Origin of the sequence: Gemmiger sp. (assembly GCF_036306485.1) — a bacterium.
Classification (GTDB): domain Bacteria; phylum Bacillota; class Clostridia; order Oscillospirales; family Ruminococcaceae; genus Gemmiger.
Genome location: NZ_JAXJZK010000037.1, coordinates 17,505 through 37,861 on the forward strand (window position 1 = coordinate 17,505; position 20,357 = coordinate 37,861).

A 20,357-nucleotide genomic window follows, 5' to 3' on the forward strand; every position below is an offset into this window, starting at 1 on the left:
AGGCCTCAAATTCCGTACTTTTCAAAGTACTCAAATTTCTGGTCGGCGAAGGGCGTATGTTCCTTGTCCTTGGCGCTGGTCTTGTGCGGGCAGCCGCAGTCCGGCCACTGGACATTGACGGTCGGATCATCGTAGGGAATGCCGCCCTCGGAGGTGGGGTCATAGACATCGGTGCACTTATAGCAGAACTCCGCCACATCGGACAGCACCAGGAAGCCGTGGGCAAAACCCTCGGGGATGTAGAACATCTTCTTGTTCTCAGCCGAGAGGGTCACGCCGACCCATTTGCCGAAGGTCGCGGAGTTGGGACGGCAGTCCACCGCCACATCGTACACTTCGCCCATCGTTACCCGGACAAGCTTGCCCTGGGTGTGGTTTTTCTGGAAATGCAGACCGCGCAGCACGCCCTTGGTGGAACGGCTCTGGTTGTCCTGGACGAACGGCTTGTCGATGCCGGCCGCCGCAAAATCGTCGATCTGATAGGTTTCCATAAAATAACCGCGGTCGTCACCGAACACAGTGGGTTCGATCACCACAACGCCGGGGATCTCGGTCGGAAGAAACGTAAACTTACCCATGGTATCTGCTCCTTTGAATTCATTACAGAAAAATGCAAGTATATTGTACTCTGTTTGGGCCCTTTTCGCAAGAGTTTGGCAGGAAGTGTTGCAAAATCAGAAAAAAAACGTTTGTTGTAAGTGGGGGCCGCATGTGGTACAATACGGGGGAGGTGATTGCGATGACCAAGCAGCAGGCACGCAGCCTGGCCAGAGCGCGCCGGGCCGAGCTGGATCTTGGGGCGGTGGGCGCTGCGATGGCAAAGCAGCTCTCTTCCCTGCCCTGCTGGCGGGATGCCCGGCGGGTGCTGGGGTTTGTCTCGCTGCCCGATGAGCCGGACACCCGTCCCATCCTCGCCCTTGCGGCGGCGGAGGGGAAAGACCTGTATCTGCCCCGCTGTCTTGAGGGCGGAACGCTGGAGTTTGCACCGGCGGGGTCCCTTCACACAGGGCGGTACGGAATTCCTGAGCCGGACGGCGCGGCACTCCCCCGCCCGGTGCTGGCTTCGCCGGACATCCTGATTCTGGTTCCCTGTCTGGCCGCCGACCGCCACGGCACACGGCTGGGGCGCGGTGCCGGGTACTATGACCGGTTTCTGGCCAGTCTGGCAGGGTCTTCTGTCCCGAAACGGCTGCTCTGTCCCGCGGCGCTGGTGCTGGACGAACTGCCCCGCGACAGCTGGGACATTTCCTTCGCTCCCGGGGAAATCCTGACCGAATCCGGGGAATGCTAAGACAAGCGGCGGTCGCTGTGCCGCCTTTGGATCTCATCAACGATAAGGAGTATTGTATGAAAAGACTGTACGCACTTCTCTGCGCCGTCGTCCTGGCGGCAGGGCTGACTGCCTGCGGCAGCGCCGGTTCCTCGTCGTCCGCCTCCTCGGCCGCGCCGACCGCCGAACCCACCGCAGAGCCCGCGGCCTCCGGGTCGTCCGACGGCACCGAGCAGACGGCCGAGCCCGAAGTGGATGCCGCCCTGAACGATCTGCTGAACCAGATCAACGACACCGTCCAGCCCAATCTGCCCACGCTGGCCACCCAGCCCCTCGACCTTGGGGATTCCGAATGGATGCTCTACAACACGGGTCTGGACGCCGTGCAGAGCGAGATGATTGACGCCGGCGTGCTGTCCACCCCGATGATCGGCAGTCAGGCTTACAGCCTGGTGATTGTCCGGGTCAAGGATGAAGCCAACACCCAGGAGATCGCCCAGGCCATGGCGGACAACGCCGATCCCACCAAGTGGATCTGCGTGACGGCCGATGACGTGTGGGTCGCCCAGGACGGCGACCTGGCCATGCTGGCGATGGTGGACACCCAGCTGGGTGTGACGGGCCAGCAGCTGACCGACGCCTTCCTGGCTGCTGCCGGTGAGGGCGGTACTGCCTGGCAGGTGGAGTTTGACCAGCCTGCCGCCGAACAGCCCGAGTCCGAGGCTGCACAGTCCGCTGCGGAATAAAATCATAGAAAAAGGCACATTCCCGAATCGGGAATGTGCCTTTTGTATTACCGGAGATGAATCCGATCAGCGGAATCAGTCAGCAGCCTTGGCAGCGCGGATTTCCTTGATCATCTCGGGCACGACCTTGAACAGGTCGCCGACAATGCCGTAGCTCGCCACATCGAAGATGGGAGCGTTCTCGTTCTTGTTGACGGCGATGATCGTGTCGGAATCCTGCATGCCGGCGATGTGCTGGATGGCACCGGAGATGCCCAGCGCGACGTAGATGCGCGGATGGACGGTCTTGCCGGTCTGGCCGACCTGATGATCGCTGGACAGCCAGCCTTCATCGGTGACGGCACGGGAAGCGCCCACGACGCCGCCCAGGACACCGGCCAGCTCTTCCGCGAGGGCAATGCCCTTCTCGGGGTCAGCGCTGATGCCGCGGCCGACAGAAACAACCACGTCAGCACCGATCAGGTCGACGAGCTTCTTGGCGCTCTTCTTGATGTCGAGGATCTGAACATGGATATCGTCAGCGGTCAGAGCGGGCGTGATCTTCTCAACGACAACCTTCTCGGCACCGGCCTCGTCGTACGGCTGGGTCTGCATGACGCCGGGACGGACGGTGGACATCTGCGGACGGAAGCGCGGGCAGATGATGGTGGCCATCAGGTGGCCGCCGAAAGCAGGACGGGTCATCTTGAGGTTGGTGTTCTGCTCAAACTTGGTGTTGTCCACATCGATGGTGGAGGTGGTGCGCAGGAAGTTCTTGTACTTCTCAACATCCACATCCAGATGCGTGCAGTCGGCGGTCAGGCCGGTGTGCAGACGGGCTGCGCAGCGGGGGCCGAGGTCACGGCCCAGGTTGGTGGCGCCGATCAGAACGATCTCGGGCTTCTTCTCCATGACCAGGTCGCACAGAACCTTGGCATAGCCGTCGGTGGTGTAGTCCTTCAGCAGGGGGCTGTCGACGTAGTAGACACGGTCGGCACCGTAGCCGCCCAGAGCCTTGATGTACTGCTCATTGAGCTCGCTGCCCATCACAACGCCGCACAGCTCGACGCCCAGGTCGTTGGCCAGTTTGCGGCCTTCGCTGAGCAGCTGGTAGCTGATGGTCTGGATTGCGCCTTCGCGCTGTTCACAAAAGACCCACACGCCCTTGAAGGCGGCGGTGTCCATCGCATTGAATTCAGCCATTGTACTTCTCTCCTCTCTCAAATCAGGTGCTTGTCGTTCAGGATACCGACCAGCTGGCCGACGCTCTCGACCATCATGCCGGCGCCCTTGACCGGGGGAGCGAAAGACTTATAAACGTTCGTCGGAGAGCCCTTCAGGCCGATGGTGTCGGTCTCGATCAGCGGGTCATCCTTCAGAGCATTGTAGTCATAGACCTCGAGGGGCTTGTCGTAGCACTCGAAGATGCCGGAAACGCTCATATAACGCGGCGTGTTCAGTTCCTTGATGCAGGTCAGCAGGCAGGGAGTCTGAACCTTGATTTCCATGTAGCCGTCTTCCAGCTGACGCTTGACAACCAGATCGTTGCCGTTCTTCTGGATCTCGGTGACATAGGTGACCTGGGGCAGATGCAGCTTTTCAGCGATCTGCGGGCCAACCTGGGCGGTATCGCCATCGATGGCCTGACGGCCGCAGAAGACGATGTCGTCGGGGCCGACGCCGATCTTGTTGATGGCGGCAGCCAGGATCTGGGAAGTAGCGAAGGTATCCGAACCGCCGAACTCACGGGCGGAAACCAGAACGCCGCGGTCAGCGCCGCGGGCCATCAGCTCGCGCAGCATGCCTTCGGCCGGGGCCGGGCCCATGGTGACGACGACGACTTCGCAGCCGGTCTCGTCCTTGAGCTGCAGGGCAGCCTCAACGGCGTTCAGGTCGTCGGGGTTGGTGATGGTCGCCATGGCGGCACGGTCCATCGTGCCGTCCGGCTTGACCGCTACCTTACCCTGCGTATCGGGTACCTGTTTGACACAAACAATAGCTTTCATTGTACGTCTTGCCTCCTTACTTCAGCAGCGCGCCGGAAATGACCATCATCTGGACTTCGCTGGTGCCCTCGTAGATCTCGGTGATCTTGGCATCGCGCATCATCCGCTCGATGGGGTAGTCACGGGTGTAGCCGTAACCGCCGAACAGCTGCAGGCAGCGGCGGGTCACGTCGCTGGCGGTACGGGCGGCAATCAGCTTGGCCTCGGCAGCCTCGACGCTGTAACGGATCTTGGCGCCGTCCATGGCCTGCTGCTTCTTCAGGGCAGCAGCATACACCAGGTACTTGGCGGCATCCACACGGGCCTTCATCTCGGCCAGCTCGAACTGGGTGTTCTGGAACTGGGCGATGGAACGGCCGAACTGCTTACGTTCCTTGACGTAGGCAACGGTCTCGTCGATGGCCCCCTCGGCAATGCCCAGAGCCTGGGAAGCAATGCCGATACGGCCGCCGTCCAGCGTGCCCATGGCCAGCTGGAAGCCCTTGCCCTTGACACCGAGCAGACGGTCCTTCGGGATGATGCAGTCTTCCATGATCAGTTCGCAGGTGGAAGAACCACGGATGCCCATCTTGTCCTCGGGCTTGCCGACCTTGAAGCCGGGGTCGGTGCGCTCCACGATGAAGGCGGAGATTTCCTTGGTCTTGCGGCCGCGCTTGTCCAGCACAATGCCGGTGACGGCAATGATGATGAAGACATTGGCAAAGCCGGAGTTGGTGATGAAGATCTTGGAGCCGTTGAGCTTCCAGTGGTCGCCCTCGTCAACCGCGAAGGTCTGCTGGCCCTGGGCGTCGGTGCCGGCGCCGGGCTCGGTCAGGCCGAAGGCACCCAGCCACTCGCCGCTGCACAGCTTGGGCAGGTACTTGCGCTTCTGCTCCTCAGTGCCGTGCTCGTAGATGGGCGCAGCGCACAGACTGGTGTGAGCGGACAGGATAACGCCGGTGGTGGCGCAGACTTTGGACATCTCTTCGACGGCCATGACGTAGGACAGCACGTCACCGCCGGCTCCGCCGTATTCTTTGGGGAAATAAACGCCCATCATGCCCAGCTTGGCCATCTTTTCCACAGTCTCTTTGGGGAAGTATTCCTCAGCGTCGACCTTCTTGGCCAGGGGTTTGACTTCGTTCTCAGCAAATTCCTTGTACATTTTCTGTACCATGGCCTGCTGTTTGGACAGGGTAAAATCCATAACGGTATTCCTCCTTAATCAACAAATCACTCCTGACAGTGCGATCGGGCGCCGCCAGGAGGGATATTGTTCAAATTTTACAGCGCGTCAACCGGGGTCTTGGTGCGGTCAGCGTTGTAGACATAGAAGCCCTTGCCGGACTTGCAGCCCAGGTTGCCGCCGCGGACCATCTTGCGGATGAGCGGGCAGGCACGGTACTTGCTGTCGCCGGTCTCCTTGTAGAGCACGTCCATGATGGCCAGGCAGATATCCAGGCCGATGAAGTCGCCGAGCTCCAGGGGGCCCATCGGATGGTTGGCACCCAGCTTCATGGCGGTGTCGATGCCGGCGATGTCGGAAACGCCTTCCATCTTGATGAAGGCAGCTTCGTTGATCATCGGGATCAGGATGCGGTTGACAACAAAGCCGGCAGCTTCGTTGACCTGGACCGGGGTCTTGCCGATCTCGGCGCTGATCTTCTTGATGGCCTCAACGGTCTCGGCGGGCGTGTTGCAGCCGGCGATGACTTCGATGAGCTTCATGCGGTCAGCGGGGTTGAAGAAGTGCATACCGATCAGAGGACGGCTCAGGCCCTTGCCGATCTCGGTGATGGACAGAGAAGAGGTGTTGGAAGCAAAGATGCATTCCGGCTTGCAGATCTTGTCCAGCTCGCCGAAGGTGGTCTGCTTGACCTTCATATCCTCGAACGCAGCCTCAACGATGAGGTCGCAGTCCGCGCACAGGTCCTCTTTCAGGCCGGTGGTGATGACGGACAGACGGCGATCGACTTCCGCCTGATCCAGCTTGCCCTTGGCAACCAGCTTGGAGTAGCCCTTGGCGATCTTATCCTTGCCGCCGTCGGCCCATTCCTGCTTGATGTCGCACAGAGCGACGGTGTAACCCGGAGTCTGCGCAAATGCCTTTGCGATGCCCTGGCCCATGGTGCCAGCGCCAATAACGCCAACTTTCATAGTAGTAGCCTCCTGTATGTTTTGATTTCCGAAATTGGAAGAAATGTAACTCAGTTGTTCGTGAAGACCGGTTTGGGTTTCGGCTTCTCGCGGCTCAGGAAGCAGCCCATGCCCTCGACCTGGTCGTGGGTCTCGAAGCAGTCGCCGAAGAGCTTCTCTTCCACCTCAACGGCCTGGCTGATCGGAAGGCTGATGCCCTCGTTGATGGCCTTCTTGCAGTGACGCACCGCGATCGGGGCGTTCTTGGCAATCTTGTTGGCCAGCTTCATGACGTTCTCCATCAGCTCGGCCTGCGGATACACCGCGTTGACCAGACCGATGCGCAGGGCCTCGTCCGCCTTGATGTTCAGTGCGGAGTAGACCAGCTGCTTGGCCATGCCCATGCCGACCAGACGGGCCAGACGCTGGGTGCCGCCGAAGCCGGGGGTGATGCCCAGACCGACCTCGGGCTGACCGAAGACGGCGTTGTCGGAGCAGATGCGGATGTCGCAGCTCATGGCGAGCTCATTGCCGCCGCCCAGGGCGAAACCGTTGACCGCCGCGATGACGGGCAGCGGGAAGCTCTCGATCATCAGGAAGATGTCGTTGCCGAGCTTGCCGAAGGCCTCGCCTTCCGCCTTGGTCATGGTGGACATCGAACCGATGTCCGCGCCGGCGACAAAGCTCTTGTCCCCTGCGCCGGTCAGAACCACGCAGCGGACGGTGTTCTGATCGATGGCTTCAAACGCGGCCTTGAGGTCCGCGAGAACTTCGGGATTCAGTGCGTTCAGGGCTTTGGGACGATCGATCGTGACGATCGCAACGGCGCCCTGAACTTCGGTCGTAACAAAGGACATTCCAGTTTCCTCCGTTCCTTACATTTCGACGATGGTGGCGCAGCCCATGCCGCCGCCGATGCACAGCGTGGCCAGGCCCTTGTGAGCGCCGCGATGCTTCATGGCGTAGAGCAGGGTGACCAGGATACGGGCACCGGAAGCACCGACGGGATGGCCCAGAGCGATGGCGCCGCCATTGACGTTGACCTTGCTCATATCGAAGCCGAGGTCATGCGCAACGGCCAGGCTCTGAGAAGCGAAGGCTTCGTTGGCCTCGATGAGGTCCATATCGGCAACAGTCATGCCGGTCTTGGCCATGACCTTCTTGGTGGCGGCAACAGGGCCGACACCCATGATGGAGGGATCAACGCCGCCCAGGGCGCCGGCAATCCAGGTGGCCATCGGGGTGATGCCCAGTTCCTTGGCCTTGTCCTCGCTCATGATGACCAGAGCAGCGGCGCCGTCGTTGATGGCGGAAGCGTTGCCGGCGGTCACCTTGCCGTCCTTCTTGAAGGCGGGCTTCAGCTTGGCCAGAACTTCGGGAGCGCTCAGACGCGGGCCTTCATCGGTATCGAAGACGATCTCGCCCTTCTTGGTCTTGATGACGACGGGGACGATCTCATCCTTGAAGGCGCCGCTCTTGATGGCGGCATCCGCCTTCAGCTGGCTGTTGTAAGCGAAGTTATCCAGATCCTCACGGGTCAGGCCCCACTGATCGGCAACGTTCTCAGCGGTGATGCCCATGTGGTAGTTGTTGAACGCATCCCACAGAGCGTCGTTGACCATCGTATCAACCAGCTCGCTCTTGCCCATGGGATAGCCCATGCGGTAGCCGTAACGGCCCTTCATCATGGCAAACGGCGCCATGTCCATGTTCTCGGTACCACCGGCAACCACGATGTCGGCATCGCCGGCCTCGATCATCTGGGCGGCCATGTTGACGCAGTTCAGACCGGAACCGCAGACGACGTTGACGGTCACGGCGGGGGTGGTGACGGGCAGGCCGGCCTTCAGAGAAGCCTGGCGAGCGACGTTCTGGCCCAGACCGGCCTGGATGACGCAGCCCATGTACACATGGTCAACCTGCTCGGGGGTGATGCCGGCGCGGTTGATGGCTTCCTTGATGACGATGGAGCCCAGCTCGGCAGCGGGGACGTTGGACAGGGTGCCGCCGAATTTGCCGATGGCAGTACGGCAGGCAGATGCAATAACAATCTTTTTCATAAAACAGCCTCCTAAAAATATTTCAGTTGTTTTTGGATTCCATTCTATACTTCAGGCCTCGCGGCCGGAATGCGTTTTCAGGCTTTGCCCTCTTCGATCTTCCGCTTGAGAGCGGCTTCCACATTGGGCGTCACGAACTTGGAGACATCGTGGTTGTAGTGGGCGGCTTCCCGGACGATCGTGGAAGAGAGGTAACTCCACTTGATGGAGGTGGCGAGAAAGACCGTCTCGATCCCCGGCATCAGCGCGTGGTTGGTGTGGGCGAGCTGGATCTCGTTTTCAAAATCCGTAACGGCGCGCAGTCCCCTGACCATGACCGTTGCATGTGTCTGTCTGGCAAAGTTGACTGTCAGGCCGTTGAAGCTTCTGACCTCCACATTGGGCAGATCCTTGCAGCATTCCGTCAGCATCTCCACCCGTTCTTCCACGGTGAAAAGCGGCGTCTTGGCGCTGTTGTTGAGAACCGCCACGATCAGCTTGTCAAACATCCTGGCGCTGCGCCGGATGATGTCGAGATGACCGCGGGTGACCGGATCAAAACTGCCCGGATACATTGCAATGGGCATGTGCTTCCCTTCTCGTTTCTTGCCGCGCATGCTGTTAAAAATCTAACAGCTTCGGGCGGAAATAAAAGCACCCGGCGCCTTGCGCGCGTGTGTTAGGGCGGCACACCGCCCGGAACCCGTTTGCCTGTTGCTGGTGCTTGCGCGGTCAGGAAGGATGTTGTTTTCTTTTTCCTGACCTTACTTATAGTTTTACACTCTTGTTAAGGTTTTGTCAATGGATGAATTGTGAAAAATCCTACAAATATTTCAAAGCATATTGGATGGTATACACAAAATCCGTCCGAATTTTACCGTCGCAGGTCTAAAATTGCGCAGAATCGGTTGACAAGCGCTCAGATAATGTTAAAATAATATCAATGACGGAGACCTCTGCCCCCCTGCCGGGCAGAATTTTCCCCGTCCCGCACGGGTACAGCCTGCATTCTCTGTCTATTATAAAGAGGTAGACCCTCGACACACAAAGGAGCTGTTCGTTATGGATTATAAAGCCGAATACGCGCAGAAGCTTACCACGGCCGACGCCGTTGCCGCTCTGGTCAAAGACGGTGACTGGGTTGACTACGGCTGGTGCACCGGCACGCCGGTCGCCTTTGACGCCGCACTTGCCAAGCGTATGCCCGAGCTGCATGACATCAAACTCCGTGGCGGTATTCTCTGCCACGTTCCCGAGATCTTCAAGATCGACTCCCCCGCCGACCATTTCTGCTGGAACAGCTGGCACATGGGCGGCATTGAGCGCAAGGCCGTGGCAGCCGGCTACGCCTACTATTCGGCACTGCGCTACTCCGAGCTGCCCCGCTACTACCGCGAGAGCCCGGACGATCTGAACATCGCCGTTTTTGTGACCGCGCCGATGGACAATCACGGCTACTTCAACCTGGGCCCCAACGCCAGCCATCTGGCCGACGCAGCCCGCAAGGCCGACAAGGTTTTTGTGGAGATCAACCGCAACATGCCGGTCTGCCTGGGCGGCTTTGACAACTGCCTGCACATCTCCCAGATTGCCGGCATCATCGAGGGCGACAACCCGCCCATCGATCAGCTGGGCGGCGGCGGAGCCCCCACCGAGGTGGATCAGGCCGTGGCCAAGATGGTCGTGGAACGCATCCCCAACGGCGCCTGCCTGCAGCTGGGCATCGGCGGTATGCCCAACGCAATCGGCGCAATGATTGCCGACAGTGATCTGAAGGACCTGGGCGTCCACACCGAGATGTATGTGGACTCTTTCGTGGACATGGCACTGGCCGGACGCATCACCGGACGCTACAAGAAGGTGGACACCGGCCGTCAGACCTACGCCTTCGGTGCCGGCACCCAGAAGATGTATGATTATCTGGACAACAACCCCGAGTGCATGGCCGCCCCGGTGGACTACACCAACGATGTGCGGGTCATCAGCAGTCTGGACAACTTCATCTCGATCAACAACGCCATCGACGTTGACCTGTACGGTCAGGTCAATGCCGAGAGCAGCGGCACCCGCGCGATTTCCGGCGCCGGCGGCCAGCTGGACTTTGTGCTGGGCGCCTACCTTTCCAACGGCGGCAAGAGCTTTATCTGCCTGAGCTCCACCTTCATGAACAAGAAGACCGGCCATCTGGAAAGCCGCATCCGTCCCACCCTGCATCCCGGCAGCATCGTCACCGATACCCGCGCCAATGTGGATTATCTCGTGACCGAGTACGGCGTCGCCCGCATGAAGGGCCTGACCGCCTGGGAGCGCGCCGAGGCGCTGATCAACATTGCACACCCCGATTTCCGCGAAGGGCTGATTGCCGAAGCGGAAAAGCTGGGCCTGTGGCATAAGAGCAGCAAACGCTGATTCGGATATCCCCGCAGCCTTGACGGCTGCGGGGATTTTTGCAGGGGAAAGTTTGTTCTTGACTCCGGCGGAACGGACAGGTATAATGAGACTGTTGTTCAGCATTCTCTGACGGATGCTGTTCACCGTGCCGGATTTCCGGGTGTAGCGGAGCTGGTACCGCGCCACATTTGGGATGTGGAGACCGCACGTTCGAATCGTGTCACTCGGACCAAAAGCCTTCCGGAATCGGATGATTCCGGAAGGCTTTTCTCGTACTGATCCCAGACCGAAAGCTCAGGTGATCCGATGAAGCCGAAGAATCTTCTCTCGCTCTATCAGGGGGACCGCGCCCTGGAACAACTGAATCAGAACCACCGTCTGAAGGGACTCACCACCATGAAGCCCCAGGAGGTGAACTGCCTGGATTCCCTGTGCACCGATCTGCGGAATCATCAATGTGGCATCAAGGATCTCGACGGTTTCTTTGCGGGCTATTCGATCCCGCAGATCAGCCGGGAGTTCGATCTGCTGCGCTTCGGGGAGCATCTGGTCCTTGATGTGGAACTGAAATGCCATCTGATCAACGATCTTTCCCCGCAGGAAAAGATGGAAAAGATCCGCAGCCAGCTCCGACGCAACCAGTATTACCTGCAATTCCTGCAGCGCGGGGTCCGGCTGTTCTGCTATGTCGAACCGCAGGACAAACAGCAGGAGGGCGAATGCTACGAATATGACCCGGATGCCGATCAGCTGAACACGGTGAGCGTTGCCGCACTGGCCCAGTGTCTGCGCAGTCAGACCGTCGACTATGCGGTTGACCCCGACCGGGAGTTCGTTCCGTCCAAATACCTGGTTTCGCCGTTCAACGCCACGCAGCAATTCCTCAAGAACGACTATTTTCTCACCGACGGCCAGCAGAGTTTCAAGGCCGATTTCTACAAGCTTCTGGCACAGGCGCCCTTCTGTTTTGCCGCGCTGTCGGGGGATGCCGGCACCGGCAAGACCCTGCTTCTGTATGACATTGCCAAGGAGAGGATGGCGGCCGGCAAAAAAGTCATCATCGTGCATTGCGGCATTCTGAACCAGGGGCATCTGGCACTGTGTCAGGCCGGGTGGCAGATTTTTCCTGTCAAGGACATTCTGCAAAGCGTGGTTCCCGCGCTGAAAAACGGCTCCTGCGATCTTCTGCTGGTGGACGAAGCGCAGCGAATCCGGACCATCCAGCTGCAGCTGCTGATTCAGGAATCCCGCCTCCATTCCATCCCGGTCTTTTTCTCCTATGATGTGAAGCAGTTCCTCAAAACCGGAGAGACCACCGACATTGCGCAGTATCTCGCCGTCCAGTATCCGGGTGTTCCCTGCTGTTCCAGGCACCTGACTTCGACGATACGCACCAACCGGAACCTGGCCTCCTTCATTCAGAATATGCGCAGCGTCGGCTCTTCTGCCGATTCTGCGGATTACCGGTGCGTCACCATCGAGTATCTGAACGATGAGCAGACCTGCCGGCAGTATCTGGGATTTCTGCGGTCCTCCGGCTGGATGCCGCTGACCTTCACCGCGTCGGCTGTGGATTGCAAGGACCCGTATCATCTGCTGTCCACCTTCTGCAATGAGACTGCCCATCAGGTGATCGGGCAGGAGTTTTCCAGGGTTGCGGTGGTGCTGGATCAGCATTTCTGGTATAACGGCAACCAGCTGATGGTTTCGGACGGCTATTACAGCGGGGCCGGGATGCTGTATCAGCTCCTCACCCGCGCAGTGAGTGAGCTCAAGATCATTGTGCTGAACAACCCTGCCCTGTATCGGAGATTGCTGGAAATCAAGAACGGGCACTGATCTTCCGAAAACAACAAACCCCCGCACAGGTCCCTGTTCCTGTGCGGGGGTTTCTGAAAAGAAGAAAAAGAGAAAGAGGAGTGGATGAAAAAAAGTCTGCGTTGTTCCCTCCGGCCGGTGTGTCCGGGCAAAGTCCCTGTTCTTTGTCCGGTCCGGTGTTCCTTTTGGGAACAATCTTAGGATACCGAAAACATGTGAAAAAACAATGACGTTTTTTTCAACATTTTGAGAAAATATCTTCACAATTTCCTGTCTGCATTTTTCCCCTGGAGGTGTTGAATTTGCCCAACCGAATCAACTATGAACTGGTCATGGAAAAGACCATCGAGGCACTGGAGCGCGACGGCCAGCACCCGGCGCTGCTGCTGCACGCCTGCTGTGCCCCCTGTTCCAGTGCGACGCTGGAACGGCTGGTCCGGCATTTTGAGGTGACCATCCTGTATTACAACCCCAACATTGCGCCGCCCGAGGAATATCATCGCCGGGAAGCCGAGCTGGAACGCTTTGTCCGGGATGCGGGCTATGCGGAGCTGGGCATCCGGGTCGTGGAACTGTCCTACAACCCGCAGGAATTCTACGACGCCGTGCGCGGCCTGGAAAACGAGCCGGAGCGCGGCGAGCGCTGCACCGTCTGCTACCGGCTGCGGCTGGAACAGGCAGCGCGCTATGCCAGCGAGCACGGATTTCCCTGGTTCACGACAACGCTCTCCATCTCGCCGGTCAAGGACCCGGTCCGGCTCAACACGATCGGCTGCGAGCTGGCCGAACGGTATGGTCTGCACTATCTGCAGAGCGAATTCCGCAAAAAGGACGGCTACAAGCGCAGCCTGGCGCTCAGCGCCCAGTACGGGCTGTACCGTCAGGATTACTGCGGCTGTATTTTCAGCAAACAGGAGCGCGGCGTATAACCCCCGTTGCATCCTGACGGTCTATCCCCTATAATGAAACAATACCTTACAAAATTCGATTGGGGGATGTTATGCTGTACCGTTTGTTCTGGCTGTTTCTGGCCTTCTCGTTCCTGGGCTGGCTGATCGAGGTGTCCTTTGTGGCGCTGCGGCGGCACCGGTATCAGGACCGCGGCGTCCTGCACGGGCCGCTGTGTCTGGTCTACGGCTTTGCGGGCTGTCTTGTCACCGTCGGCCTGCGTGATCTGACCGGAAGCTGGTTTTTCCTGTTTGTCGGCAGCGCCCTGTATGCGACGGTGATCGAGTGGGTGGCCGGCCATCTGTTGGAGCGCTTTACCCGCACACGCTGGTGGGACTATTCGGGCCAACGGTTCAACCTGGACGGCTACATCAGTCTGACGGCCTCTCTGATCTGGGGCGTGTTGGGCGTGGTGAGCGTCAAGTGGCTCGTTCCGCTGCTGCTGCGTCTGTATGCGCTGCCGCCGGCCGGTGTGATGCCCGTTCTGCTCTGGATTGTGGGCGCAATTCTGGCGGCGGATATCCTGGGCACGCTGCTGGCCCTGACCGGCACCCGGGACCGTCTGCCCCAGCTGGATGCCGTCAACAACCGTCTGGCCGGTGTCACGCTGCGGTTGGGGCTGTGGATTCTTGACAGGACCGAGCACCACATTCGCAACATTGCCCCGGCCGCCGACCTGGCAAGGCAGCGCCGGGTCAAAAGCGCCGTCTTTGCCGAAGGCTGCTGCTTTTCCAAGATTTTTCTGCTCTTTGTCATCGGCGCCCTGGCCGGCGACCTGACCGAGACGATCTTCTGCCGTCTGACGGCCGGGTACTGGATGAGCCGGTCCAGCCTGGTCTGGGGTCCCTTCTCCATCGTCTGGGGCCTGGCCATCGGGCTGGTCACGCTGCTGCTGTACAAATACAAGGACCGGCCGGCCTTCTGGCTGTTCGGTGTGGGCACACTGCTGGGCGGCGCGTACGAGTATTTGTGCAGCGTTTTTACCGAGATCGTGTTCGGCGCCGTGTTCTGGGATTACAGTGCCCTGCCCTTCAACCTGGGCGGACGCATCAACCTGCTGTACTGCTTTTTCTGGGGGTTGGCCGCCGTGGTCTGGTTCAAGGTCCTGCTGCCCCCGCTGGATCGTCTGATCGAGCGCATTCCTCGCCTGCCCGGCCAGCTGCTGACCGCCGTGCTGGTCGTCTTTATGACTGCCAATATGCTGGTCAGCGCTGCCGCCCTGATCCGCTACGACAGCCGTTCCGGCGGTGCGCCCGCCGCGAACCGGGTGGAGGTGCTGCTGGACGAACACTTTGACGACGCCAGAATGAAGCAGATCTATCCCAAACTGGTGCGGACCGACTGAACCGGCCGTGTTTTTCTGAAGATGCAAAAAAGCTCCCCGGGCAAATTGCCCGGGGAGCTTTTGGTTGGGCCGGCCGGATTTGAACCGACGGATGGAGGAGTCAAAGTCCTCTGCCTTACCGCTTGGCGACGGCCCAGCAAGAAAAAAGACCGCGCAGCAAACTACTGTGCGGTCTTTGGTGGGGTGCCTAGAGAGATTCGAACTCTCGGCCTCCAGAGCCACAATCTGGCGCGCTAACCAACTGCGCCATAGGCACCATACAATGCGCCCGAAGGGACTTGAACCCCTGGCCCACTGCTTAGAAGGCAGTTGCTCTATCCACCTGAGCTACGGGCGCGCATGGGTCAGTTCCTGTGTTGGGAACATGCTGCGTGGATTATACTACCACACCGGGCGCAGTTTGTCAATAGGATTTTCCCATTATTTTTGATAAATTTCGGCAGGCGCTTTGCTGTTTACAAAATACAGCTCATACCACAGGATGAAGGAGTAGAAACTCCAGATCTTGGTCATGTTTTTGGCACGGCCCTCCTTGTGGTCATCCAGCAGCCGGACCAGCTCATCGGTGCGGAAGAACTTTTCCGCCACGGGGCCGGTGAACTTTTCCTTGACCATGGCATAGTACTTGTCCTGCCGCAGCCAATCGTTGAGGGGAACCGGGAAACCGAGTTTGCGGCGCTTGGCCACACTGGCGGGCAGCTGTTTGAGCGCGGCGCCGCGCAGCGCGATCTTGGTCTGTTCCTTGCCGGAACGGAACCGCTGCGGGATGGAGAGTGCCACATCCAGCATCTCGCGGTCCAGGAACGGCACGCGCAGTTCCAGGCTGTTGGCCATGCTCATCCGGTCTGCCTTGAGAAGGATGTCATAGAGCATCCAGGTGTGCATATCCACCCACTGGAGCTGGGTCGGCTCGTCCAGGCCGGCGACCTTGTCAAAGTAGGGCTTGAAGAAGGTCTCGGGACGCGGGCTGTGATAGTTCTTCTTGAGGTAGCGGTCGCGGTCCGCCGGGTCCAGGAACACATAGTTGGCGCGCATATAGCGCTGCCACGGCTCCTCGCCGCCGCGCACCAGGAAATGCTTGCCCTTGACGCCCTCGGGCAGGTGGGAGGCTACCTTTCCGATGGCCCGGCGCAGCGGGCGGGGCACTTTGTGGGCGTAGTCCATGAAATGGACGGCCTGGCAGTACATCGGATAGCCGCCGAACAGCTCGTCGGCGCCCTCGCCGGACAGCACCACCTTGACATACTTGCGGGCGTTCTGGGCAAGGAAATAGAGCGGCACCTCGGCGGGGTTGGGCATCGGCTCATCGAGATACCACTGGATGACCCGGTTAGCCGCAAAGAACTGGTCGGCGTCCACCTTGTTGGCAATGCTGGGAACGCCGATCTCCTTGCTGAAGGCCTGGGCATAGGGCAGCTCGGAATACTTTTCCTCGGCGTAGCCCACCGAGAAGCTCTTGACGTGCGGCGTGCCCTTGGCAACCTCGTTGACGACAAAGCTGGAATCCACGCCGGAGGAGAGGAAGCAGCCCACCTCCACATCGGCAATCTGGTGCGCCGCAACGCTCTCGGCAAAGGTCTCGGTGATCTTCTGTTCCCACTCTTCCAGCGTCTTGGACTCATCCACATGATAGCGGATGGTGTAGTACCGTTCAACCTGCAGGTCTCCGTCCTGCCAGGTGAACATGCAGCCGCTGGGCAGTTTGTAGACGTTGCGGAACATCGTCTCCTCATTGGGGATATACTCGATGCTCAGGTACTCGGGCAGGCGCTCCTCATTGAGTTCCTTGTGGAAGCCCGGATGGGCCAGGAAACTCTTGATCTCACTGCCGAAGAGGAACAGTCCGTCCACGTTGTAGTAGTAGAACGGCTTGATGCCGAAGATGTCCCGCGCACCGAACATGGTCCGTCTGGCCTTGTCCCAGATCACGAAGGTGAACATGCCGCGCAGCTTGCCGGGCAGTTCCTTGCCCCACTGCTCATAGCCATGGAGCAGCACCTCGGTATCCGACCGGGTTGCAAAGGTATGGCCGGCCTGTTCCAGCTCGGCGCGAAGGTCCTGGAAGTTGTAGATCTCGCCGTTGAAGATGACCACCAGGCTGCCGTCCTCATTGAACATCGGCTGTTTGCCGCCCTCCAGGTCAATGATGGAAAGGCGGCGGTGGCCCAGCGCCACGCACTCATCCACATAATAGCCCTCGCCGTCCGGTCCGCGGTAGGCGATCAGGTCCGCCATCCCCTTCACGATGCGGCGCGCCTGTTCGGCGTCATGTCTGCGTTCGGCAAAGCCGGTAATTCCACACATAGGCTCACTTCTCCCCTCTGTCAGTCCCTGAGGCCCTTGTTGCCATAGTAGCGGGCTGTCTTGCGATAATAGTTCAGCTGGCTGCGCAGATACCACAGTCCCCGCTTGAGGCTGCGGTCCTCGCGGCAGTAGAGCTGATGGGCACAGCGGCCCTGACGTTTGAGCTCGGCAGCCCGGGCCAGCAGGTCAGGGTCGCGCAGATATTTGCGGATGACGCCGTAAGGGGCAATCATCCACAGGCTCCGGGAGTCCGCAACGGTCAGGCCGAGGTCCCGGTGTTCCAGCACATCCTCCACAAGCCATTTGGCCAGGTTGTACCCGGCCGCCGTCACGAAATAGCTGGAACGGCCCTGGCGGGGATTCATCTCGAACATCTTGTATTCCCCGGTGCGGGCGTCGTATTTGATGTCAAAGTTGGCGTAGCCTTCCCAGCCGAAATCCTCAAGGAAGCTGCGCAGCTTTTCCAGCAACGCGGCATCGTTGTAGGCGGGGTCGGAGAGGATCGCCGCATAGTTGCCGATGCCTTCCGGCGTCTGTTCCTCGAGCAGCGGGCGGCCCAGGGCAATCAGCTTGACCTTGTGGTCCAGGCCGCAGTAGGCGTTCACAACGCGCATACAGTTATCATCGCCGGGAATATACTCCTGCAAGATCAGGTCATCCTGATAGGAGCTGCCATAGATCGCGGCGGTGATGGCATCGAACTCGGCACGGTCATTGGCCAGGAACACCTTTTTCTTATGCGGGAATGTACAGTTCCAGTAGGCCGGCGAATTGCTCGCCTTGATGATGACCGGGAACGCAAAGGGCAGTTCCACGGTTTTGTAATTCTGCGCCGTGCAGGAAGCCGTGCGCGGATAGGAAAGGCCGTGTGCTTCGCAGGCACGGTAGAAATTTTCCTTGATGTCCAGATCCAGAACGGTCTGCAGGTCCGGGCAGGCGAAATGGTAGTAAGGGCGCAGTGCCTCGCGGTGGCGGGCCATCAGGACGGTGTAGCCGTCCGCACAGGAAACCAGCACCAGCGGCCGGTCGGCATGCGCCTTGGCAAACTCGATCAGGGTCTTTTCAAAGACTGCGTCCTCCTCCAGCCTGGGTTCCAGCACCGCAATGCGGACCAGCCGGGAATTGGCGGTGGCGACCAGCGCCCCCTTGCAGACGGCCACACTGTGCACGCCGTACTGCTGATAAAAACTGCGCGCCATGCCGTACACGTTGGCATCGCTGCCCAGAAGAACGGGAAGGAACTCCTTCATAATGATTGACCTTTCTTTCCTTTTCCATCATGTTTTGCAAGAAAACACGGCGCACCACGCTTTTTTGTCCTGTTCCGACAGAATCCGGCTGCAAACCGGGCCCGGGGTGTGCCGCTTTGATGTATTCCTTATTGTACTTCCATTCCCGGTTCCTGTCAAACCCCGCGGCAAAGTTTGTACGCCGGGCAAAGGGGTGGAAATTTACAAGAAGAATCCGACGCAAACGCTTTTCTTTCCCCTTCAAACCGTGTATAATAAGGAATATTCATGAAAACCGTGGAACCAAACAGGAACGAGGAAAGTATCTATGTGTGGAATCGTTGGTTTTGTCGGCGCGCGGGCCGATATGCAGGAGATCCTGCAGGGCATGATGGATGCCATCGCCCACCGCGGCCCCGACGGGCAGGGGCAGTTCATCGAAGGGCCCGTGGCGCTGGGACAGCGCCGGCTCTCCATCATTGACCTGGAGGGCGGCAAACAGCCGATGTTCAATGAGGACGGCAATCTGGCCGTCATTTTTAACGGAGAAATCTACAATTTCCAGGACCTGCGCGCCGAGCTGGAGCAGGCCGGCCACACCTTTGCGACCCGGTCGGACACCGAAGTGCTGCTGCACGGCTATGAGCAGTGGGGCAAGGAGATGCTGCAGCGTCTGCGCGGCATGTTCACCTTTGCCATCTGGGACCGCGCGGCCCAGACGCTGTTCTGCGCCCGCGACCATTTCGGCATCAAGCCGCTGTACTACTATTGCAGCGAGAACGGCGAGCTGATGTTCGGCAGCGAAATCAAGAGTTTTCTGGCGCATCCGGGCTTCCACAAGGAGCTCAACGAGGAACAGCTGCCGCTGTATCTTTCCTTCCAGTATTCCCCGGGCGAGAACACCTTTTTCAAGGGTGTGAAAAAACTGATGCCCGCCCACTGGATGGAGTGGAAGAACGGCGTGCTGACCGTGCAGCGGTACTGGCGGCCCGAGTTTGATCCCGACGACTCCAAGACGCTGGAGGAGTGGGAGCAGGCCATCAGCGACGCGATGAAAGAGAGCGTTGAGGCCCACAAGATCGCCGATGTGGAGGTGGGCAGCTTCCTCTCTTCCGGCGTGGATTCCAGCTATATGGCCGCACTGGCCAAGGTGGATAAGACCTTCACCGTCGGGTTTGCCAACAAACAGTACGACGAGACGGACTATGCCAAGGAGTTTTCCGAGCACATCGGCGTGAAGAACTATGCCTACCGCATCACGCCGGAAGAATACTGGGCCAACCTGGGCAAGATCCAGTACCACATGGATGAGCCGCTGGCCGACGCCGCCAGCGTGGCCCTCTACTTTGTCAACCGGGAAGCCTCCAAGCAGGTCAAGGTCTGCCTGTCGGGCGAGGGCGCCGATGAATTTTTCGGCGGGTACAACATTTACAAGGAGCCGTTCACGGTCAGCTGGTATGACCGCATTCCCCTGCCGGTCCGCCGGGCCGTGGGGGCCGCAGCGTCGCTGCTGCCGCCGGTGCGGGGCGTGAACTTCCTGGTGCGGCGTTCCCGTCCGCTCGAGGAGCGCTATATCGGCAACACCAACCTGATGGATGAGCGCCGCAAAAAGAAGCTGCTGCGCCATTACACCGGCACCGTCAAACCCACCGACCTGTCCCGGCCCTACTTTGAGCACACCAAGGGACAGGATGCCGTGGCACGGATGGAATACTGTGACCTGAACCTGTGGATGGTCGGTGACATTCTGCTCAAGGCCGACAAGATGAGCATGGCCAACAGTCTGGAACTGCGCGTGCCGTTCCTGGACCGCCGCGTGTTTGAGCTGGCCAGCCATATTCCCACCCGGCACAAGGTATCGGCCGAGCAGACCAAGATCGCAATGCGCGGCGCCGCCGAAAAGACCATTCCCGCCAAGACCGCCGACAAGAAAAAGCTGGGCTTCCCGGTTCCGGTGCGTGCCTGGCTGCGGGACGAACACTATGCCGCCACGGTCCGGCAGGCGTTCAACACCCCTGCCGCGGCCCGGTTCTTCAACACCCGGGAACTGAACCGGATGCTCGAACAGCATATCTCGGGCAAGCGGGACAACTGGCGTCAGATCTGGTGCATCTTCATGTTCCTGGTCTGGTATGATGAATACTTTGTCAAACGCTGAGGTGAACAC

The 20,357-nt window shown here is 59.5% G+C and carries 17 protein-coding genes and 4 tRNA genes; 8 read left to right on the top strand and 13 right to left on the bottom strand.

The window, feature by feature from the left end:
- Window positions 1-5 precede the first annotated feature (5 nt).
- Window positions 6-578: a dTDP-4-dehydrorhamnose 3,5-epimerase gene (gene rfbC, locus U0L91_RS07650; protein WP_330045780.1), complete on the bottom strand. Its 573-nt coding sequence runs from the start codon at window positions 576-578 to the stop codon at window positions 6-8.
- 161 nt (window positions 579-739) lie between these two features.
- Here rfbC and U0L91_RS07655 point away from each other — a divergent pair, with 161 nt between their 5' ends.
- Entirely contained in the window at window positions 740-1,291 is a 552-nt protein-coding gene (locus U0L91_RS07655; protein ID WP_330045782.1) for a 5-formyltetrahydrofolate cyclo-ligase, read from the top strand.
- A gap of 56 nt (window positions 1,292-1,347) precedes the next feature.
- Entirely contained in the window at window positions 1,348-2,016 is a 669-nt protein-coding gene (locus U0L91_RS07660) for a hypothetical protein (protein ID WP_330045784.1), read from the top strand.
- Window positions 2,017-2,091: 75 nt separating this feature from the next.
- On the opposite strand, the gene acrA is transcribed toward U0L91_RS07660, so the two are convergent.
- From acrA to coaD, 7 genes are all read right to left on the bottom strand, one after another.
- Window positions 2,092-3,198 carry an acryloyl-CoA reductase electron transfer subunit beta gene (gene acrA / locus U0L91_RS07665; RefSeq protein WP_330045786.1) on the bottom strand — a complete coding sequence of 369 codons (1,107 nt, stop codon included), beginning with the start codon at window positions 3,196-3,198 and terminating at the stop codon, window positions 2,092-2,094.
- A 17-nt stretch (window positions 3,199-3,215) separates the two neighbouring features.
- On the bottom strand, window positions 3,216-4,001 hold the full coding sequence (gene acrB, locus U0L91_RS07670) for an acryloyl-CoA reductase electron transfer subunit gamma (RefSeq protein WP_330045789.1): 786 nt from the start codon (window positions 3,999-4,001) through the stop codon (window positions 3,216-3,218).
- Between the two features lie 16 nt (window positions 4,002-4,017).
- Complete coding sequence (locus tag U0L91_RS07675) at window positions 4,018-5,187, bottom strand: acyl-CoA dehydrogenase family protein (protein ID WP_330045791.1); 1,170 nt, start codon at window positions 5,185-5,187, stop codon at window positions 4,018-4,020.
- A 77-nt stretch (window positions 5,188-5,264) separates the two neighbouring features.
- A complete protein-coding gene (locus U0L91_RS07680; protein ID WP_330045793.1) occupies window positions 5,265-6,137 on the bottom strand; it encodes a 3-hydroxyacyl-CoA dehydrogenase family protein in 873 nt (290 codons plus the stop codon).
- A 50-nt stretch (window positions 6,138-6,187) separates the two neighbouring features.
- On the bottom strand, window positions 6,188-6,973 hold the full coding sequence (locus U0L91_RS07685) for an enoyl-CoA hydratase-related protein (protein WP_330045795.1): 786 nt from the start codon (window positions 6,971-6,973) through the stop codon (window positions 6,188-6,190).
- Between the two features lie 18 nt (window positions 6,974-6,991).
- Entirely contained in the window at window positions 6,992-8,176 is a 1,185-nt protein-coding gene (locus U0L91_RS07690) for an acetyl-CoA C-acetyltransferase (protein WP_330045796.1), read from the bottom strand.
- A gap of 77 nt (window positions 8,177-8,253) precedes the next feature.
- Window positions 8,254-8,742, bottom strand: coding sequence for a pantetheine-phosphate adenylyltransferase (coaD, locus tag U0L91_RS07695; RefSeq protein WP_330045798.1), 489 nt, complete (start codon window positions 8,740-8,742; stop codon window positions 8,254-8,256).
- A gap of 475 nt (window positions 8,743-9,217) precedes the next feature.
- On the opposite strand from coaD, the gene U0L91_RS07700 reads away from it, so the two are divergent.
- The 5 genes from U0L91_RS07700 to U0L91_RS07720 all read left to right on the top strand — a co-directional run bounded on the left by U0L91_RS07700 (window position 9,218) and on the right by U0L91_RS07720 (window position 14,657).
- Complete coding sequence (locus tag U0L91_RS07700) at window positions 9,218-10,564, top strand: butyryl-CoA:acetate CoA-transferase (RefSeq protein WP_330045801.1); 1,347 nt, start codon at window positions 9,218-9,220, stop codon at window positions 10,562-10,564.
- 138 nt (window positions 10,565-10,702) lie between these two features.
- Window positions 10,703-10,778: transfer RNA gene (locus U0L91_RS07705), tRNA-Pro, on the top strand.
- A gap of 74 nt (window positions 10,779-10,852) precedes the next feature.
- Window positions 10,853-12,385 carry an ATP-binding protein gene (locus U0L91_RS07710; RefSeq protein ID WP_330045803.1) on the top strand — a complete coding sequence of 511 codons (1,533 nt, stop codon included), beginning with the start codon at window positions 10,853-10,855 and terminating at the stop codon, window positions 12,383-12,385.
- 281 nt (window positions 12,386-12,666) lie between these two features.
- Window positions 12,667-13,293 carry an epoxyqueuosine reductase QueH gene (locus U0L91_RS07715; RefSeq protein WP_330045805.1) on the top strand — a complete coding sequence of 209 codons (627 nt, stop codon included), beginning with the start codon at window positions 12,667-12,669 and terminating at the stop codon, window positions 13,291-13,293.
- Window positions 13,294-13,364: 71 nt separating this feature from the next.
- Window positions 13,365-14,657, top strand: a complete 1,293-nt coding sequence (locus U0L91_RS07720) for a putative ABC transporter permease (protein WP_330045806.1) — start codon at window positions 13,365-13,367, stop codon at window positions 14,655-14,657.
- 61 nt (window positions 14,658-14,718) lie between these two features.
- Here U0L91_RS07720 and U0L91_RS07725 read toward each other — a convergent pair.
- From U0L91_RS07725 to U0L91_RS07745, 5 genes are all read right to left on the bottom strand, one after another.
- Window positions 14,719-14,793: transfer RNA gene (locus U0L91_RS07725), tRNA-Gln, on the bottom strand.
- 43 nt (window positions 14,794-14,836) lie between these two features.
- Window positions 14,837-14,913: transfer RNA gene (locus U0L91_RS07730), tRNA-His, on the bottom strand.
- A gap of 7 nt (window positions 14,914-14,920) precedes the next feature.
- Window positions 14,921-14,994: transfer RNA gene (locus U0L91_RS07735), tRNA-Arg, on the bottom strand.
- A gap of 83 nt (window positions 14,995-15,077) precedes the next feature.
- Complete coding sequence (gene asnB, locus U0L91_RS07740) at window positions 15,078-16,961, bottom strand: asparagine synthase (glutamine-hydrolyzing) (RefSeq protein ID WP_330045807.1); 1,884 nt, start codon at window positions 16,959-16,961, stop codon at window positions 15,078-15,080.
- A gap of 20 nt (window positions 16,962-16,981) precedes the next feature.
- Window positions 16,982-18,211, bottom strand: a complete 1,230-nt coding sequence (locus U0L91_RS07745) for a carboxylate--amine ligase (protein WP_330045809.1) — start codon at window positions 18,209-18,211, stop codon at window positions 16,982-16,984.
- Between the two features lie 307 nt (window positions 18,212-18,518).
- Here U0L91_RS07745 and asnB (U0L91_RS07750) point away from each other — a divergent pair, with 307 nt between their 5' ends.
- Entirely contained in the window at window positions 18,519-20,348 is a 1,830-nt protein-coding gene (gene asnB / locus U0L91_RS07750; RefSeq protein ID WP_330045810.1) for an asparagine synthase (glutamine-hydrolyzing), read from the top strand.
- The last annotated feature ends 9 nt before the right edge of the window (window positions 20,349-20,357 follow it).

What these genes read in the sequence shown, in the direction of transcription:
- rfbC (WP_330045780.1), bottom strand. Translation starts at nt 578, where the DNA reads ATGGGTAAGTTTACGTTTCTTCCGACCGAGATCCCCGGCGTTGTGGTG.
- U0L91_RS07655 (WP_330045782.1), top strand. Translation starts at nt 740, where the DNA reads ATGACCAAGCAGCAGGCACGCAGCCTGGCCAGAGCGCGCCGGGCCGAG.
- U0L91_RS07660 (WP_330045784.1), top strand. Translation starts at nt 1,348, where the DNA reads ATGAAAAGACTGTACGCACTTCTCTGCGCCGTCGTCCTGGCGGCAGGG.
- acrA (WP_330045786.1), bottom strand. Translation starts at nt 3,198, where the DNA reads ATGGCTGAATTCAATGCGATGGACACCGCCGCCTTCAAGGGCGTGTGG.
- acrB (WP_330045789.1), bottom strand. Translation starts at nt 4,001, where the DNA reads ATGAAAGCTATTGTTTGTGTCAAACAGGTACCCGATACGCAGGGTAAG.
- U0L91_RS07675 (WP_330045791.1), bottom strand. Translation starts at nt 5,187, where the DNA reads ATGGATTTTACCCTGTCCAAACAGCAGGCCATGGTACAGAAAATGTAC.
- U0L91_RS07680 (WP_330045793.1), bottom strand. Translation starts at nt 6,137, where the DNA reads ATGAAAGTTGGCGTTATTGGCGCTGGCACCATGGGCCAGGGCATCGCA.
- U0L91_RS07685 (WP_330045795.1), bottom strand. Translation starts at nt 6,973, where the DNA reads ATGTCCTTTGTTACGACCGAAGTTCAGGGCGCCGTTGCGATCGTCACG.
- U0L91_RS07690 (WP_330045796.1), bottom strand. Translation starts at nt 8,176, where the DNA reads ATGAAAAAGATTGTTATTGCATCTGCCTGCCGTACTGCCATCGGCAAA.
- coaD (WP_330045798.1), bottom strand. Translation starts at nt 8,742, where the DNA reads ATGCCCATTGCAATGTATCCGGGCAGTTTTGATCCGGTCACCCGCGGT.
- U0L91_RS07700 (WP_330045801.1), top strand. Translation starts at nt 9,218, where the DNA reads ATGGATTATAAAGCCGAATACGCGCAGAAGCTTACCACGGCCGACGCC.
- U0L91_RS07710 (WP_330045803.1), top strand. Translation starts at nt 10,853, where the DNA reads ATGAAGCCGAAGAATCTTCTCTCGCTCTATCAGGGGGACCGCGCCCTG.
- U0L91_RS07720 (WP_330045806.1), top strand. Translation starts at nt 13,365, where the DNA reads ATGCTGTACCGTTTGTTCTGGCTGTTTCTGGCCTTCTCGTTCCTGGGC.
- asnB (WP_330045807.1), bottom strand. Translation starts at nt 16,961, where the DNA reads ATGTGTGGAATTACCGGCTTTGCCGAACGCAGACATGACGCCGAACAG.
- U0L91_RS07745 (WP_330045809.1), bottom strand. Translation starts at nt 18,211, where the DNA reads ATGAAGGAGTTCCTTCCCGTTCTTCTGGGCAGCGATGCCAACGTGTAC.
- asnB (WP_330045810.1), top strand. Translation starts at nt 18,519, where the DNA reads ATGTGTGGAATCGTTGGTTTTGTCGGCGCGCGGGCCGATATGCAGGAG.